The organism is Saccharothrix sp. ALI-22-I, from assembly GCF_001984175.1.
In the GTDB taxonomy this organism is placed as follows: Bacteria; Actinomycetota; Actinomycetes; order Mycobacteriales; family Pseudonocardiaceae; genus Actinosynnema.
On sequence record NZ_MTQP01000015.1, the window covers coordinates 1 to 12,636 of the forward strand.

Genomic DNA, 12,636 nt, shown 5'->3' on the forward strand with positions numbered 1-12,636 from the left:
GCGCGTTGCGCTGGCGCATGGGGTCGGCCGACCTGATGTGCGAGCAGATCGACCACCTCACGCAGATCATGCGAAGACCCAATGTGCAGCTCGGCGTGGTGCCGTGGACGGCGGACGCGAACCTGGTGGCCTTGCACGGGTTCCAGGTCTACGACGAGCGTGTGGTGACGTTGAGCGTGCTGACCGGCAACGCGACCATCACCGACCCGCACGACGTGCGCGAGTACCTGGCGCTGTTCGGCAGGCTCGAACGGCTGGCGGTGCGCGGCGACGCGCTGGAGGACCTGCTGGAGCAGATCTCCAGGGACCACCGCAAGCTCGGCTGGCGGCCGCTCGGTCGCCTTACGTGATCTGACCACCGAACCGACAGCACGAACACCAATCAGCACGGGAAGGACCTCACGAGCATGGCCGATCTGAAGAAGGGCGCCCGCATCACCGGCGCCACGCGGGACAAGCTGGCCGCTGACCTGAAGTTCCCTGTCAAGTTCTTCTGTTCAGCTCCGAGGAGGAACGCGCGAGGCCCAGCGTGGTCAGTAGCCGCCGTGCCAGAGATGGCGCAGCACAGGAGTTGAACTCGCGACAGCCGTCACGATCGACCGACTCCCGGATCCGGTCGCGGTCCAAGCCGGTCGTCGGAGTGGCGGCGCAACAGCCCTGCCCATGGTGGTCGTGCTCCGGCAAGGGGGAACCGACCCGTCCAGGCGGGGCTGTTGCGCCGTTACCCTCGGTCAACGGTTCCGAGTGACGATTTCCACCCCCCGTGGTCGATACCGGCCACCGGAACGCCGAGGTGGACCGCGTCCCGGCAGAGCTGATCGCCCGCGCCTACAAGGGCGGAGCCCACTGCTGCAACAGGTCGTGAGGGTCCACTTCTTCCAGCGAATCCAGTACCGCGACCGCACCGGAACCATCACCCGAGGAGTGGGGGTTGACCACCATCACGACCGCCAAGCCTGCCTGGACGGCCGATTCGACGCCCACCGGGGAGTCCTCCAGGGCGATCGTGTCGTGGGCGGTCAAGTCCATCAGCTCGAGCGCGAGGCGGTAGACGTCGGGCGCGGGCTTGGGCGCCGTCACCATGTCACCGGTGACGACCAGGTCGAAGTGGTGTCGGACTCCGAGCCGATGCAAGTGGAGCTCGACCCATCTGCGGTGAGAACTCGAAACGACGGCGCACGCCAAGCCCTGCGCCGAGGCCCGGGTCAGGAAGTCCAGGACTCCGGGGCGCAGCGGTTCGGCCTGGGCCAACTCGTGCTTCAGCCGTCTTCGGCGTTCCCGCAGGGATTCGTCCAGCGGCCGACCGGTTCGGGCCGACAGGTCGGCCACCGCTAGTTCCTCTCCCACGGGAGATCCCGCCATCCGCCGCCACAGCTCTACCGGAAAGGCGTGGCCGAACTCGGCGTAGAACCTGCTCCAGGACGTGAAAGCGGCGTGTTCGGTGTCACAGATCAGGCCGTCGAAGTCGAACAGGATGGCCCGGCCGCTCATGCGAGGCAGGTGGTGTCGAAGGGGTCGTCCTCCCTCATCGCGGCGGTGGTCCTCCTGCCCAGGAGCTCGTTCAGCAGGTATGGGGGCAAGCCGTTCCCCGGGGATTTGCAGGTGATGTCGTCCGGGGTCAGCACGTGACCACGAGGCAGGTCACGTGCCGCGACGAGCATCTTGCCCATCTTCGCCACGGCCGGGGCCTCGTTGGCCGTCCTGCGCTTCACCGGGGAGCCGATCGCCTGGTGGGTGCGTTCCAGGCCGCGAACCAGCGTCGTGAGTTCCGCGGGGTCGAGCGAGAAGTGGTGGTCACTCCCGGGCTGGTTCTTGTCGAGGGTGAAGTGCTTCTCGATGACTCGCGCCCCCATGGCGTAGGCGACCCAGCTCAGCTCCGGGCCGAGGTCGTGGCCGGAGAAACCGACGACCACGTCCGGGTACTCGTCCCGGTAGGCGCTGATCACGGCCAGGTTCAGGTCGCCGGGCGAGGCGGGGTACACGGCGGTGCACTGGAGCAGCGCCAGCTGAGGGGTCCGCGAGAGCACCACGTCGCACGCCCTGCGCACGTCGTCGCGGTCACCACCCCCTGTGCTCATGATGACCGGCTTTCCGGTTTTGGCCGCGTACTCCAGCAGCGGCGTGTTGGTGAGGTCGCCGGAGGCGATCTTTATGGCCGGGAGCCCCATGTCGACGACGAAGTCGACGCTGGGTGCGTCGAACGCCGTGCAGAAGAAGTCGATGTCCAACTCCTTGGCCACCTGCACCAGGTGCGCGTACTCGACGGCACCGAACTCCAATGCCCGGCGGTGCTCCCCATAGGTACGTCCGTAACTGTTAGGCCCGTGGTAGGGGCGGTTGTACATCTCCTTCGTGTACAAGGTCTCGTTCTCGCGCTTCTGGAGCTTCACGGCATGCGCACCTGCTGCTGCCGCCTGCCGGAACATCTCTTCCGCTCGCAGTAAGCTCCCCCCGTGGTTGTGACCGATCTCGGCGATCACGTACGCCCCGGTGTCGTCACCCACCTCGTGACGGCCGATCTGCAGCTTTCGCATCTTCCTCGCACCTCTGCCTTCTCGGAGTTGCTGTGCTCATAACCGGTCCCTCGGCGAAAGCGGGCTAGCTCAGCCGCCGACCACGTCGAGGAGTTCCTCACGGGCCTGCCCGCTGAGGCCGTGCAACGGCGAGCGGACCGCCTCGCTCTTGATCACCCCGGTCCCGTGGAGGACTGCCTTCAGGCGGGCGATGAACTCGACCTTGGGTGCCGACACGGCCATCACCGCGGGGGCCAGCTCCGCGTAGCGGACGCGGCTGCGGTGCACGTTCCCGGCGTCGTGCGCCGCGTGGAGGTCTGCGATCACGCCCGGCTTGATGTTGCCGATGGCGGTCGCGCTACCTCGGGCACCGTTCCGCAGAGCGGCCAACAGCAAGGTGTCGTCCCCTGCCAGCGGCGCCACGGAGGGGGCTGCCTCGATTATCTCGGCAGTACGCTCCGGCTCGGGCGTCGCCACCTTGACGTAGCGCACGTTCGGCGCGGACGCGGCGACGCGGGCGATGACGGCGGGGCTCACCACGACGCCGCCCGCCCCGTCGTAGAGCATCACCGGCAGCTCGACCGAACGGGCGATCGCGGTGAAGTGGACCAGTTGGGCCCTGTCCGACTGGTCGAAGTAGAGGGGCGGCAGAGCCAGAACACAATCCGCGCCCATCGACTGGGCGTGCCGCCCCAGCGCGGCGGCTCGTGCGGTGCTGTCCGCGCCGATGCCGACGGTGACCGGAACCCGCCCCCGCACAATCTCCACCACGCGGGCGATCACTTGAAGCCGTTCATCGTCGTCCAGGGTGAAGAACTCCCCTGCGCTACCGAGGGCGATCACCCCGTGAACCCCGCCGGCGAGGACGGACTCCACCAGCGCCGCCAATGATTCGAGATCCAGTTCGCCTGATGATGTGAACGGTGTGACGAGCAGGGTGTTCGCGCCTGTGATGTCGAGCTCCATCTGCACTCCTCCGGAATCAGTGAATTGCGGGTTGAGCTGGTGTCACGGGGCCAGCAGCCGTGCGGTGACAACTCGCAACCACGCGCGGAAGCGGTCGTCGTAGGCGCCCTGGTGGGCGCGGGCTGTGGTGAACCCGTCGAAGAAGAGGCCAGTCGTGCCTGCCATGGCCGGATCGGTGATGAGCCGGAGCACCGGCTCCGCACCCTCCTGCACCGTCGATTCGGCCGCTGTCCCGCTCTGCCGGACCATGGCCGTGTCCATCCGGCTGGCCGGGTGGACACAGTTCACGTCGACACCCGTTGCCCTCGTCGTGGCCGCCATGTCGAACGTGCCCGCCGTGAGGGCGAGCTTGGACCTGCGGTAGGCGACCGCGCCGCTGTAGCCGTTGCGCAGCGGCAGGTCGCGCGTGTCGAAGGGACCCTGATTCGTGGATCCCACGTTGACGATCCGCGCGTGTCCGCGTTCGGCGAGCTTCGGCGCCAGCAACGCGGACAGCAGCATCGGAGCGAGGTAGTTGACGGCGAACCGCAGCTCGTGCCCGTCCTGGCTGACCTGCCGCGGCTCGTCTGGAGGGCCGTAGCCGACTGCTGCGTTGTTGACCAGGACGTCCAGCTCCGGCACCTCGTCGAGCACGCGCTGCGCAAGGGAGCGGACCTCGGACAGGGATGCGAGATCGGCCCTGCACAGCCGTATCGGCGTCCCCTGGCCTGAGAGGTGGGAGCGCACTGCTTCGAGCTTCCGCTGGTCGCGGCCGTGCAGGACGACCGTCCAGCCCAGCGCGTGCAACCGGGTCGCCAGGTAACGCCCCAACCCGGCAGTGGCGCCGGTCAACAGGACTGTGGGCATGCCGCACCTCCGACAGAACGCCTTTCCTCGCCACCGACCCGACGGTCTCGGCGAATGCCGAGCAGGAGGAGCGCCGCGGAGATCAGGCAGCAGATCACGGCGGCCGTGAAGACACTCCCCGTGTAGCCCGGTGCGAATATCGGCATGACGACCCCCAGCGTCGTCCCCGCCTGCGCCAACACGACGTAGGAGAGGGCCCCACCACCGGCGCCGCTGCCGAGCACCTCTCCCATGAGCACGATTCCGATGCTCTGGAACCCGGCGATGAACAGCGCGTACAACGCCTGGGAGAGGAACAGCCACGGCAGGTTGAGCTCGGCGACGAGGGGGAGGAACGACACCCCTCCCAGTACGGACAGAACCAGGAAGGAACGTTGGTTGCCCAGGCGATCGGCGACGATCCCGACAGGGACCAGGACCAGGATCTCGACTACGGCGGTCAGAGCAAAAAAGGCGGAGATGGTGGACGGCGCCAGGTGGAGCGAGTACCCGTACAGCGGCAGGTACACCTGCCGGAGGCTGTCCACCGAGCGCAGCAGCAGGAGTGCGGCCGCGAAGCACACGAGCACCACCACGCCGCTGCGACGCCGGTTCGAACGGGCGCTGCCCCCGCCCCCCGGCGGACGCGTTGGACGCGCTTCACGGGGCAGCCACGCGCACAGTGCACTCGCAACGGCTACGACGACCGCGGCGTACAGCGGCAACCCGGAAATTCCGGTGGCGTCCCGCGCTTGGGTGGCGACCGAGAACAGGCCCAAGCCCGCCAGGTACCCGAGTACACAGATCACTCTCGCAGCGCCTATCCGGGAAGCGGATTCCGCGTGTTCCGCGGCGATCGCCATGTACTGGGGGTAGTTGACGGTGTTGCACGCGATCGCCAAGGCGATCGGATAGGTGAGCTGAGGAGGTAGTGGTACGCACATCATCGACATCCCGACAGCGGCTGCTGCGGCGCAGAGCGCGATTCCCCACCTGGGCGAACCACGGGCCAACAGCCTGCGTCCGATGCTCAGATTGAGCACCGCAGACCCGACCGCGGCCACGACGAAGAACGCGGCGATCCCCGCCTTCCCCGTGCCGCGTTCGGCGAGGGCCAGCGGCAGCGCCACGGTGGAGATGCCGACGAACGCGGAGTTGAGCAGCAGCCCGACGGACGTGTGCGGTCGCATGGCCGACCAGTGCCCGAGCGCGGCGCCCCGCATCACGCGGCTGTCCGTACCGCTCAACGAACGCCTCCCGCTTCGAAGCGGTCCACTCGTCCGATGTCCGAGTGGGCCGGCCAGCTCATCGGCGGGATGTGGTGGTTGACCGTCCGGCCGTTCACGTAAGCGGAGGACGGTGGGTGGTGGAGGTGGATGAGTCGGTCGTTCCACCGGTCCAACGGGGCTTTGACGCTCACCCGCAGCGCGAAGTCGGTGTCCTCACCGCCCCACCCGGCGTAGCGCTCGTCCATCCCCGCCACCCGGTCGAACGCGGTCTTCCTGATCCAGAAGCAGAGCCCGGGAGGGCGGCGGATGAGGAATCCCCTGAGCCGACTCTCCGACGGGCTTTCCGCGGCACCGAACAAGCGCTCCCCGATGGCCGCGGACGTGGAGGGCGGATCCAGGCAGAACATCTCGCGATACGGCAGGAAGCTCTGGACGCCACGCTCCATGAACCTCGCGACGTTCCGGCTGAGGAAGTGCCGGTCCGCCAGCACGTCGGCATCCATGACGCAGATGACTTCGTGCTGCCCTCGGGTGTTCCTGACACCGACGTTGGTCGCCCACGACTTGTTGAAGGGGCCTGCGTCGCGAGCGAAGATGTAGTTGTCGCAGAGCGGTTCCAGGACGCCCTGCCAGCGGGCCTCCCGGTCGGATTCGACGACCGTGATCGCGTAGTGCTCCCTGGGGAAGGACTGGTCGGTCAGTGCCCGCAGGCAGGCGACCGCGTTTCGTACGCGGTGTTCGGTCCCGGTGGCGTCGCGGAACGGCACCACGATGAGGACGGGCGCGTCGTCCGCCGCGCTCCCCAGGGGGCGCGGTCGTGCCGACAGGTCGGCCAGGAGCAGGTCGGCCTGGTCCGACTGGTAGCGCTCACCCAGGTGATACCCAATGCGGGAATTCGATTCCGCCCTCCACGCGAGCCGGAAGAGCTCACGGGTAGCGCCGGGCGACCTGTCCGCGAGTTCGACCAAGGCGTTGCGCAGACCGTGGTAGCCCGAAGGACAACCAGGGTTCGACAACAAACTGGCCAAATTTTTCTGCACTTGCTCGTCGGGAATGTCATGGATCGCCTGCACCACGGGCGACAACCACTCACGTGACCAGTGCCAGAATATTACCGCCGCATCGCGAGAGCCACTGTCTGTCCATACCACGATCGAATCAGTGACCGCCGACGCGAGCATGTGTACATCGCGTGGAAACAGTGATGACATGAATCCTCCGACTCGTTTCGACCGCACCGGCAACCGCAAGCTCAAACGCGCGTTCTTCCTGGCCTCGTTCGCCGCCCTGCACGACCCCACCAGCAGGGCCTACTACGGCCGGAAGAGAGCTGAGGGGAAGAAGCACAACGCCGCGCTCATCTGTCTGGCCCGGCGCCGCTGCGACGTCCTGTTCGCCATGCTCCGCACCAAGACCTTCCATCGGGCGCCGGAGACCACCGCAGCCGCATAGCATCACCAGCGTGATCGAGCTCGACCTCACCCAGTTCGCTGCGGCCGTGTGCGCGTATGCGCCCCAATGGGAACGCGCGGCGATCCGGTGGCAGCTGACGATCGGCCCCGAGCGGGACAAAACCGCCGCCTGCGTCGACTGCGAAACCGGCGATCTGGCCGGCCAGCTCATCGTGTGGACCAGCGGCGAGGCTGAACTCATGACCGGGAGCTTCTCGACCGGGCTCATCGACCAAGCCCACTACGACCTGACAAGCCCACAGGACCTCAGCACCTGCCTGGACGACCTCACCCAGCGGCTCACCGAGCAGACCTGACCGAATTCCTGGGTTGACAAGAACCATAGGGACACCCCCGGTCCCGGGTCGTCGTGGCGCTTGCGGCCCGACTTGGCGAGTTCCGCTGCCAGCCGCTCCGCTTCTTTGGACGAATACCCCTCGATGGACACCGATTCGCCCTCGATCTCGAAGCGGTGCACCTTCCCCCGGTGCCTGCGGAGGAACGCCACGACCGTTCCCCCGACGGCCGTCCACGCGGCGGGGTTCTCGGCCGTGGCCACGATGATCTCGGCCAGTGCCGAGCGGGCAGCGCCGTGCGGGACGCGAAACCCCCCCTGCTGCCAGGTGCTCACGAAGATCGTCGACGAACGCGCCCGGCAACCTTATGGACAGTTCCGTGGAACCATCGACCGACACCAGCGTGAACGTGGTGATCTCTTCTGCGTCCGTTGCCAGTCCGTCGTCACGGATGATCAATGGTCTCCGGTGTCTCTCCGTGTGCTGGGCTTTGATCCGTATTCCTGCCACCGGGCACGGTTGGCGCAGGGGGTTGGCAGACCGTCGAGCGGTGGTCGACGCCGTACGTGGAAACGATCTTGCCTGGGTGGAACGGTCATCCGACTAGGCCGACTTCCACAGGCCATGGCGTTTATCGGCAATCCAAGTTCGTCCGCGGCCGGGCTGCGAACTGCACACCGCCACACCGGCTGAGCGGCAACGTGGCGGGGCCGTCGAGTCGGGAGTCGGGCTGTCGAGAAAGCCGCGCCGGCCCCAAGAGCGTCGTGAACCGGGTTCGCGGCTCGCAGCCGAGCTGCTGACGGCTGGCTGCGAGCCGCGTCACGTGGGCCGGCGTGACGTGCCCACACTGTTGCGGGTGATCGTTCGGCGTGCGGCCACGGCGCCGGCTCGACTGGTTCGGGGTGCCCGGTCCTAGAAGCGTGGGTCGAGGAACGAACCCCACGTGTAGGTGCCGGACCTGGACAGGCGCCAGGTCCGGCTGATTTCGACCCGGGGCCAGTCGTGGTTGACCGCCTTCAACGTCGTTCCGTGCCCGTAGATACCGTCTCCCGGGTCCAGACAGTCGGCCCAGGTGTACCAGTCGGCCCCGAGGTAGAGGTTGGCGCGTCCGACGCTGCTGCCCGTGCCCATGCGGTGGCCCCAGTCGTAGTAACCAGCAGCCAGATAGATGCTGCGGCTGACGCAGGAATCGGCCATGCCGCTGTTGGGGGTGCCCGCCAGGTACTGCGTCTTGGTGTTGTAGGCGGTGTCCGCTGCTGTCGCCGTACCGGGGACGACGACAGCAGCCGCCCCCAGGACGAATGCCAGGCTCATCAGTGTTCGCAAGAGTTTTGCCACGACAGATCCTTCCGATCCGGTGGTGTCACGGGTGCTCGGCGGCCGTCATTCCCGCTGTCGAGCACCGCCGACGTTGTTCGCCGGTCGCGGTTCGCGACCTTCGACCGCCCCGGCTCGGGCTGGCCGTGCACCCACTGTCGCGACATGGGGTTCAGAATCCGCCCAATCTGCGTTGAATCGCCTGATCACGTTCGGTACACAGAAGCAGTGACGGGGGAGAACGAGCAGGGCACACCACCGGATGTGGCGGTCAGCGTGCTGGGCAACCTGGAAGTCCGCGTGGGCGACATGCCGGTGCCGGTCGGGCACGTCCGGCAGAAGGCCGTGCTGGTGGTGCTGTTGACCGAGGTCAACCGGGTGGTAACGCCGGATCGGCTGATCGACAGTGTCTGGGGCGAGCACACGCCTGTCCGGGCGCGGTCGGTGCTGCGGACCTACGTGTCCAACCTGCGCCGGGCGCTGGCCCCGACCGGGATCGCGATCACCTGGCGTGACACCGGCTACTGGTTGACCGCCGACCCGGACAGTGTGGACCTGCACCGATTCCGGCGACTGCTCGCGGAAGCCCGCGACACCGGCGACCCGCGTCAGACCTTGGCGCTGGTCGACGAGGCGCTGGCTTTGTGGCGGGGCGAGCCGCTGGCCGAGCTGGACACCCCGTGGGCGCGGTCGGTGCGCGAGCACCTGCACCGTGAACGGGAGGCAGCCCGGGCCGACCGGATCGACTGGGCACTGGAGTGCGGCCGGCACGGCGACCTGCTGCCCGAGCTGACCACACGGGCCGCCGAGAACCCGTTGGACGAACGCCTGGCCGGGCAGGTGATGCTGGCGCTGTACCGCACAGGCCGCCCGGCCGACGCCCTGGAGCGCTATCAGCACATCCGGCAGCGGCTGGCGGACGAACTCGGCACCGACCCCGGCCCGGCACTACAACGACTGCACCAGCGCATCCTCACCGCCGATCCCGCCCTCACCCTCCCGGACACCGATCCCGCACCCGAACGGGCAACCGGCCAGGTCCCGCCGCCCCGCCAACTACCGGCGGCACCGGCGCCGTTCGTCGGCCGCCACGACGAGCTGGAACGCCTGGACGCCGCGCAAGGCGACGCCTCCACGGTGTTCATCTCCGCCATCGCCGGCGCAGGCGGAATCGGCAAGACCTGGCTTGCCCTGCACTGGGCCCACCACTACGCCGACCGCTTCCCCGACGGGCAGCTGTTCGTGGACCTGCGCGGCTTCAGCCCCGATGGCGAGCCGATGAACCCGGCTGTGGCGGTGCGCGGTTTCCTCGACGCGCTGGGCGTCGATCCCGGCCGCCTGCCGACCGACCTGGACGCGCAGGCGGCGTTGTACCGGAGCCTGGTCGCCGGGAAACGGATGCTCGTGGTGTTGGACAACGCCGCCACCGCCGAGCAGGTCTCGCCCCTGCTGCCCGGCACGTCCACGTGCACGGTCCTGATCACCGGCCGTACGATGTTGGCGTTACTGATCGACCGCCATGGGGCCCGCCACCTGCAACTGGGCATCCTCGCCCGCGAAGAGGCACACGCGCTGCTGGTAGGGCGCATCGGAGACGGGCGGGTGGCCGCCGAACCCGTCGCCGCCGGGGAACTGATCGACCTGTGCGGCCGCTACCCGCTGGCGTTGTCGATCGTGGCCCGCTACGCCTCCACCCGCCCACACGTCCCGCTGGCCGAGTTCACCGCCGAACTGCGCGAACTGGGGCTGGACATGTTCGACAACGACGACCCGGCCGTGAGCCTGCCCGCCGTCCTGTCCTGGTCCCTGCGCGGCCTGACCGCCGAACAACGCACCGTATTCGCCCTGCTGGGCATCGCCCCCGGCCCCGACATCGACCTGCCCGCCGCCGCCTCCCTCACCGGCCTGCCCGAGGCACAGACACGCAAGGCCCTGCGCGCCCTGGAGGACCACTCGCTGCTGGACCGGCGCGCGGGCGGCCGCTACGCGATGCACGACCTGGTCCGCGCCTACGCCGCCACCACCGCCCGCGACGACCTCCCCGAACCGGTGCGGCGGGCGGCGCTGGAGCGGGTGGTGGACTTCTACCTGCACACCGTCCACACCGCCGCCCGCCTCCTGGACCCCCACCGCGCGCCGACCCGGCTCGACCCACCCGCCCCCGGCACCCACCCACACCCGCTGCCCGACCACCCGGCCGCGCTGGCCTGGCTGGACACCCACCACCCCCACCTGCTGTCCGCCCAGCACACCGCCGCCGCCCACCACCTTCACCAGACCGTGTGGCACCTGGCCTGGACCCTGCACACCTTCCACCAGCGGCGCGGGCACCGCCACGACGAGTTGGCCGTGTGGCAGGCCGCCGCAGACGCCGTCGAACACCTGCCCGACCCCGCCACCCGCACCGGCGCCCACCGGCGCCTCGGCCGCGCCCACGCCGCGCTGGGGCGGCACGAGCAGGCCACCGGACACCTGCACCAAGCCCTTGCCCTGGCCGAACACCACCACGACCCCACCCAGCAGGCCCACACCCACTACACCCTCGCGCAGGCATGGGAGCGGCGAGGGGACGACCGGCGGGCACTGGAGCACGCCCGCCACGCCCTGGACCTCTACCGCACCCTCGACCAGCCGGTGTGGGAAGCCCACGCGCTCAACGCGGTGGGCTGGTTGGCCGCCAGCCTGGGCGACTACGACACCGCCCGCGAACGCTGCCAGGCCGCCCTCACCCTGCACCGCCGCCATCACGACCCCGACGGCGAGGCGACCACCCTGGACAGCCTGGGCTACATCGACCACCACACCGGCCACCACCACCAAGCCATCCGCCACTACCGGCAGGCCCTCACCCTGCGCCGCACCCTCGGCAACACCACCCAGGCCGCCGACACGCTCGACCGCCTCGGCTACCCCCACGCCGCCCTCGGCCAACACGAGCAGGCCCGCGCGGCGTGGCGGGAAGCCCTCGAGCTGTACAGGCAGCAGGGCCGCGGCATCGACGCCGCACGCGTCCAGCGGCAGCTCGACGACTTCGACAAGGCCACCGAGGCCGATCGGGACAATGCCTGAGCCGTGATCCGGTTCACCGGCCTGGACGAACGTTCCGACGCTCCGGTCGGTTGGGTTCGACTCAGGACGGGTGCCGGTGAATGGGTGTGACGTTGTCGGCTATTGGCTGGCGTGGGTCCTGAGCTTGTCTTTTAAGTGCGCCACGAGCGCGGAAGGTGAGGTCGACGTAGGTAGGTGACCTTGCTGGACGCGGTGCTGTGCAGGAGATGAAGGTCTGGCCCTTCGGAGCCGCCCTGCGGGGGGAGGCTTCAAACCACCTCAAGCTGCGTTGGCTGAAGACCTTGTGAACATGAACGGAGGCTGGGCTCGGTGAGCTTGGGTTCCGGTGCTGTACGAGCAGATAGAGGAGTGTCTGGACCTCCGGAGTCGCCTTGCGGGAGGAGGCTTCAAACCACCTACCGGGGCCTTGGCTCAAGGCCGCGTAGTTAGGGCGGTAAGTGGGACTGTCAAGGAGTAGATCGGGCGTGTCGTGGCGATGGAGCAACAGGGTCTCGGGTAGAAGCAGGGATCTTCCAAGATCATCCTGCTGGTGAGAGGTCCTGTTGCGCGATCAGTGTGCCGTCCCTGTATCCGGGCCGGGCGGCGGCGATGCCGAGGGTGTCTTCGCTCCCGGTCACTTGGGTGACCTGACCCGTCACCTGCCCGTCGAACTCGTCGACGCCGTCGTGGAGGAAACCCGGACCGTTCAGCGGCGGCTGTGGTGCCTGCCCTCCCGTGTCGGGGTGTACTTCGTGTTGGCCCTGGCATTGTTCCCCTCGCTGGGATACCTGCGGGTCTGGGACAAGCTGACCGCCGGGCTGGGCGCGCGTCCGCGGCCCAGTGAGAGGGCATTGCGCGAGTTGCGTCGTCGACTCGGGCCGGCGCCGCTGAAGGCGGTGTTCGAGATCGTGGCGGGTCCGCTGGCGCAGCCCAGGACGCCGGGTGTGTGTTATCGGCGCTGGCGGACCGTCGCCTTCGACGGGTGCAGCTC

At 68.5% G+C, this 12,636-nt stretch carries 11 protein-coding genes and 2 pseudogenes; 6 read left to right on the forward strand and 7 right to left on the reverse strand.

What is annotated here, in order from left to right; translation table 11 throughout:
- Together ALI22I_RS00450 and ALI22I_RS48320 are read left to right on the forward strand one after the other, a co-directional pair.
- A partial coding sequence (locus ALI22I_RS00450) for a Scr1 family TA system antitoxin-like transcriptional regulator (protein ID WP_238597985.1) occupies positions 1–350 on the forward strand: 350 nt, incomplete at its 5' end.
- A gap of 57 nt (positions 351–407) precedes the next feature.
- A pseudogene (locus tag ALI22I_RS48320) lies at positions 408–476 on the forward strand (helix-turn-helix domain-containing protein); the annotation flags it as partial.
- A 352-nt stretch (positions 477–828) separates the two neighbouring features.
- Here ALI22I_RS48320 and ALI22I_RS00455 read toward each other — a convergent pair.
- From ALI22I_RS00455 to ALI22I_RS00480, 6 genes are all read right to left on the reverse strand, one after another.
- On the reverse strand, positions 829–1,491 hold the full coding sequence (locus ALI22I_RS00455) for an HAD family hydrolase (RefSeq protein WP_077003611.1): 663 nt from the start codon (positions 1,489–1,491) through the stop codon (positions 829–831).
- On the reverse strand, positions 1,488–2,534 hold the full coding sequence (locus ALI22I_RS00460; RefSeq protein WP_077003612.1) for an N-acetylneuraminate synthase family protein: 1,047 nt from the start codon (positions 2,532–2,534) through the stop codon (positions 1,488–1,490). The genes ALI22I_RS00455 and ALI22I_RS00460 overlap by 4 nt, the downstream gene beginning before the upstream one ends.
- A 69-nt stretch (positions 2,535–2,603) precedes the next feature.
- Positions 2,604–3,479 (reverse strand): dihydrodipicolinate synthase family protein, encoded by an 876-nt coding sequence (locus ALI22I_RS00465; protein ID WP_077003613.1) that lies wholly within the window; start codon positions 3,477–3,479, stop codon positions 2,604–2,606.
- Between the two features lie 42 nt (positions 3,480–3,521).
- On the reverse strand, positions 3,522–4,325 hold the full coding sequence (locus ALI22I_RS00470; protein ID WP_077003614.1) for an SDR family NAD(P)-dependent oxidoreductase: 804 nt from the start codon (positions 4,323–4,325) through the stop codon (positions 3,522–3,524).
- Positions 4,307–5,551 (reverse strand): hypothetical protein, encoded by a 1,245-nt coding sequence (locus ALI22I_RS00475; protein ID WP_143531838.1) that lies wholly within the window; start codon positions 5,549–5,551, stop codon positions 4,307–4,309. The genes ALI22I_RS00470 and ALI22I_RS00475 overlap by 19 nt, the downstream gene beginning before the upstream one ends.
- On the reverse strand, positions 5,548–6,714 hold the full coding sequence (locus ALI22I_RS00480) for a glycosyltransferase (protein WP_179118026.1): 1,167 nt from the start codon (positions 6,712–6,714) through the stop codon (positions 5,548–5,550). Before ALI22I_RS00480 ends, ALI22I_RS00475 begins: the two co-directional genes overlap by 4 nt.
- Before the next feature lie 52 nt (positions 6,715–6,766).
- Here ALI22I_RS00480 and ALI22I_RS00485 point away from each other — a divergent pair.
- Together ALI22I_RS00485 and ALI22I_RS00490 are read left to right on the forward strand one after the other, a co-directional pair.
- A pseudogene (locus ALI22I_RS00485) lies at positions 6,767–6,985 on the forward strand (IS110 family transposase); the annotation flags it as partial.
- Between the two features lie 10 nt (positions 6,986–6,995).
- Positions 6,996–7,301, forward strand: coding sequence for a hypothetical protein (locus tag ALI22I_RS00490; protein ID WP_202970498.1), 306 nt, complete (start codon positions 6,996–6,998; stop codon positions 7,299–7,301).
- A gap of 891 nt (positions 7,302–8,192) precedes the next feature.
- On the opposite strand, the gene ALI22I_RS00495 is transcribed toward ALI22I_RS00490, so the two are convergent.
- A complete protein-coding gene (locus ALI22I_RS00495) occupies positions 8,193–8,618 on the reverse strand; it encodes a hypothetical protein (RefSeq protein WP_143531839.1) in 426 nt (141 codons plus the stop codon).
- A gap of 207 nt (positions 8,619–8,825) precedes the next feature.
- Here ALI22I_RS00495 and ALI22I_RS00500 point away from each other — a divergent pair, with 207 nt between their 5' ends.
- Positions 8,826–11,666: an AfsR/SARP family transcriptional regulator gene (locus tag ALI22I_RS00500; RefSeq protein WP_338013448.1), complete on the forward strand. Its 2,841-nt coding sequence runs from the start codon at positions 8,826–8,828 to the stop codon at positions 11,664–11,666.
- Between the two features lie 542 nt (positions 11,667–12,208).
- Positions 12,209–12,636 (forward strand): transposase domain-containing protein (locus ALI22I_RS00505; RefSeq protein ID WP_179118027.1); only part of this gene is annotated, 428 nt, incomplete at its 3' end.

Coding starts and splice junctions, on each gene's coding strand:
- ALI22I_RS00460 (WP_077003612.1), bottom strand. CDS start 2,534: ATGCGAAAGCTGCAGATCGGCCGTCACGAGGTGGGTGACGACACCGGG.
- ALI22I_RS00455 (WP_077003611.1), bottom strand. CDS start 1,491: ATGAGCGGCCGGGCCATCCTGTTCGACTTCGACGGCCTGATCTGTGAC.
- ALI22I_RS00480 (WP_179118026.1), bottom strand. CDS start 6,714: ATGCTCGCGTCGGCGGTCACTGATTCGATCGTGGTATGGACAGACAGT.
- ALI22I_RS00465 (WP_077003613.1), bottom strand. CDS start 3,479: ATGGAGCTCGACATCACAGGCGCGAACACCCTGCTCGTCACACCGTTC.
- ALI22I_RS00470 (WP_077003614.1), bottom strand. CDS start 4,325: ATGCCCACAGTCCTGTTGACCGGCGCCACTGCCGGGTTGGGGCGTTAC.